At 62.5% G+C, this 3,221-nt stretch carries 3 protein-coding genes; 2 read left to right on the forward strand and 1 reads right to left on the reverse strand.

Annotated elements, in window-relative coordinates; all coding sequences use genetic code 11:
- Positions 1-633 (forward strand): integrase core domain-containing protein (locus tag D2K64_RS23110; RefSeq protein WP_238384391.1); only part of this gene is annotated, 633 nt, incomplete at its 5' end.
- A 1,368-nt stretch (positions 634-2,001) separates the two neighbouring features.
- On the opposite strand, the gene D2K64_RS23115 is transcribed toward D2K64_RS23110, so the two are convergent.
- Positions 2,002-2,295 (reverse strand): hypothetical protein, encoded by a 294-nt coding sequence (locus D2K64_RS23115; RefSeq protein ID WP_120010740.1) that lies wholly within the window; start codon positions 2,293-2,295, stop codon positions 2,002-2,004.
- 532 nt (positions 2,296-2,827) lie between these two features.
- Here D2K64_RS23115 and D2K64_RS23120 point away from each other — a divergent pair.
- The gene (locus tag D2K64_RS23120; protein WP_120010743.1) at positions 2,828-3,046 is read left to right on the forward strand and encodes a hypothetical protein; all 219 of its coding nucleotides are present in this window, start codon (positions 2,828-2,830) and stop codon (positions 3,044-3,046) included.
- Positions 3,047-3,221: the final 175 nt, after the last annotated feature.

The following is a 3,221-nucleotide window of genomic DNA, read 5'->3' on the forward strand; positions in this document are numbered from 1 at the left end:
CGAACCGACGCTGGTACTCTACGATCGCCAGCCCAACCGGATCCCAACAATGTTCCGCGACCAGACAGCTACGTGCGGCTATGTCCGGAGCGGGCGAACCATGTATGGGCCTACGACTTTGTGGAGGACCGCACCCGGGACGGACGCAAGCTGCGGATGCTGAACGTGGTGGACGAGTTCACCCGCGAATGCCTGGCGATCCGGGTGGCGCGCAAGCTGAACTCCCTCGACGTCATCGACGTGCTGGCGGACTTGTTCATCATGCGCGGGATCCCTGGGCACATCCGCTCGGACAACGGACCGGAATTCGTGGCCACCGCGGTGAAGGGCTGGATCACCGGGGTGGGTGCCGGGACGGCTTACATCGAGCCCGGCAGCCCGTGGGAGAACGGGTATGTTGAGTCGTTCAACGGCAAGCTCAGGGACGAGCTGCTCAACGCCGAGGTGTTCAACAACCTGGCTGAAGCCCGCGTGCTGATCGAGCAGTGGCGCAAGCACTACAACACGGTACGCCCGCACTCCGCGCTGCGCTACCGGCCACCCGTGCCGGAGGTGATACTGACGTTACCAGCCATGCTGCCCGGAACGCCAAGTCCCGCCGGTTCAGCCCCGCCCAAGCCGCCCATGCACTGACATTTTGCTCGGATCACCTCATGGGGGCTGGTCAGCAGCGGCCCACTCTAGCAGGGCAAAGCCAGTGGATCCCCTGTGGTACCGCTTCGGATGGCAGCTCGAGATCCGCTGCGGGCCGCCATGCCTGCGACCGGTGCGGGGCGAGGTGCAAGCGTTCGCGGCGCGCCACAGCCTACCGGCACCCAGAAGCTGTACGAACTCCAGGGTCGGCTGAGATGTCAGGGATGCGGAGGTCGGTCGATGCCCAGCTGTGTGAGGGGCGGTGGAGATCGGTAGAGCCGCCCGGCCGTGTCCCCCCCAGGCCCCGGCTAGGCGGCTTACGCTCTGCGGCAAATCCCCCCTACCGCAGACCAAGGCATGCAACTCATCGCCGTTGTTCGAGTCAAATGATAATCGTATTTGGCGAGAAGTTCCGGCCGGAGTGTGGCGTGGAGGGAAAGGACGCGCCCGGCTAGGAGAACAGGTAGAGCCGTGGCCGGGCGCGCTAGTCTCGCTCCATGGGCAGCCACATCACCGGCCGCCCTTGCCATCATCCTGACCTGCGAGGATGAACGACCGGCTAAAGCGGGAGCTCGCCTCGTCTGAATGTCGGTAGGCTGTCCACCCATTCACGCAGGCTGCCCTCTGTCACCAGCGTGGTCCGTCCCGCCTTCACGCCCTCAGTGTGCCATCCCGCAATGCCACCCGGATCGTGGTGGCGCTCACACCCAGCAGGGACGCCGGGACAGGAATACGACGCGTGTTGGCCCGCATGATCGGCGCACCAGGACGCGATTTGCGGCTGCGCTGCCATGCCTCACGCGCCAGGATCAGGCGCCTGCTTGGGCTCAACCTCCTCCAGCACAGGCACGGCGATATGGAAGCGGGCGGTTCCATCACTGGACGCCACCTTACGCCATTTGCCACGCATCACGCGTTTGCGGGCGGTTTCCCGGTTGATACCTCAGACAGCTTCCAGCTTATCAGCCGCGCCGGAGCGCTTAGATCGTCATTCGTTGGACGTGTACTGGAATCCGGACGGAGAGGGACAGTCCCCGGGCAAAGCTTATGCCTTGGTCAGAACGAATCGGCTTCCCAAGCCGCCAACAACCTGAGATTGTTTCATTCGTTATCCTACCACTTCAGGTTTAGCTTTGTAATTGATCCCCTAGTCCTTCACCGCCTGGCTCGGCAGAGCTGGGCGGTTCTTTCAGGGAAGGAGGGAACAGTAGCCGCCTGGAGTGTTGAGCGGCAGATGGATGCTGCCACGCGGATGCTTGCCTGGAATCTGGCCACATGAGCTTTGATGCACCACTCAGGTGTAGGGCATCTTCCAGACAGGGCAGGGTGTCGTCCGTAGTGCCTTCAATCCGCAATGATCAGCAGACCCTACGCGCTCCCAACCGACAAAGCGTTCTCCAGCAGGTCGCCGACCAGGTGACTCAGCCCCGCCGCGGCAAGGGCCTCCACGCCGGCGTACCGCCCGGCTGACACCGCCACATAGCCGTAGCTGGCAGGGTTGTTGCGCTCATCCCAATTGGCGACGTGCTCCCGAGCCTCCGCCTCGTCGGTAAAGGTCACAACCTCGGCCTGTCCGGCTGCATCGAGCAAGGTCCAGAAGGCGAGGTCCAGGGCGTGGCCTACATAGACCCCGTCTGACGGGTGAGTGATGACAACCGGCAAAGCCTGTCTCCTGCGAGCTGCAGGGCCGTTCTACCCCTCATGGAGCTACAAGGGATACCCGGACAGCCGATGAGCGGGATGTACGAAATGGGCGGACTACCTGCTACGTGGAGCCACACGTTGTACTACCCAGCATCCAGCCTCGGTTGTGGTGAGCGGCCATGGCATGGGTCGTCACGCAGCTGGCATCCCGACGGGTGTTGAAGAAGGGTTTGGGAAGGCAGACACGTAGTCCCCTCGCCCGGGCGAGAACGGCCTGTTCGAGGAGCGCCGTGCTTTTGCCCACGAGCCAGAGCCATCCAAACGACACGTGCGCGTCGCCGTATGTTCAGCAGTAGATGCCGAACCGCAAGGCATCTCAGGGCACAGGAAGGCGGGGCAGAAAGGGCGGCTGTATTTATGATGCAGAAACAGAAAGACATTCCACCTGAAGTCGACAAATCGAGGTTATTAGCGGCCTCATCTCTGAGCCTGTTAGGAATCAACCGCGACCTCTGCCATTCTACGGTAGAACATCCCGGGGAAAACCTCCATGTCCAACACAAGCCAGTCTCACACCCAGATACCGGAACAGATTGGCATTGCGGGTGCCAGCCGAACGCGTGAGCGGCCGGGGCAGGAGTTTCAGCAGCGTCTCGAGCAGCGCCTCGACTGCCTGCGCGCCATACTGCTCCAGCAGGGCCATCCGGCACCCGCCGCCGTTGCGATCTGCCAAGCTGCGCGCGAGGCGGCGCAGGAAGTCCGGCAGTAGGTCTCATCGCCTTCTGCACAAGGCCTCAAGCCCGCAGATGTCGTGTCGCTGCTTTTTGGTAAGCGCAAAACGTAACCGATTTCCACGCGTGCCGTTTTCCTAGCAGTCTGTCGGATTTCCCTCCGGTCTGAAATCCGCGAATCTGATGGGCATGACGCAGTTTATCCCCTTCAGC

It is taken from the genome of Teichococcus vastitatis (genome assembly GCF_003604215.1).
Classification (GTDB): Bacteria; Pseudomonadota; Alphaproteobacteria; order Acetobacterales; family Acetobacteraceae; genus Pseudoroseomonas; species Pseudoroseomonas vastitatis.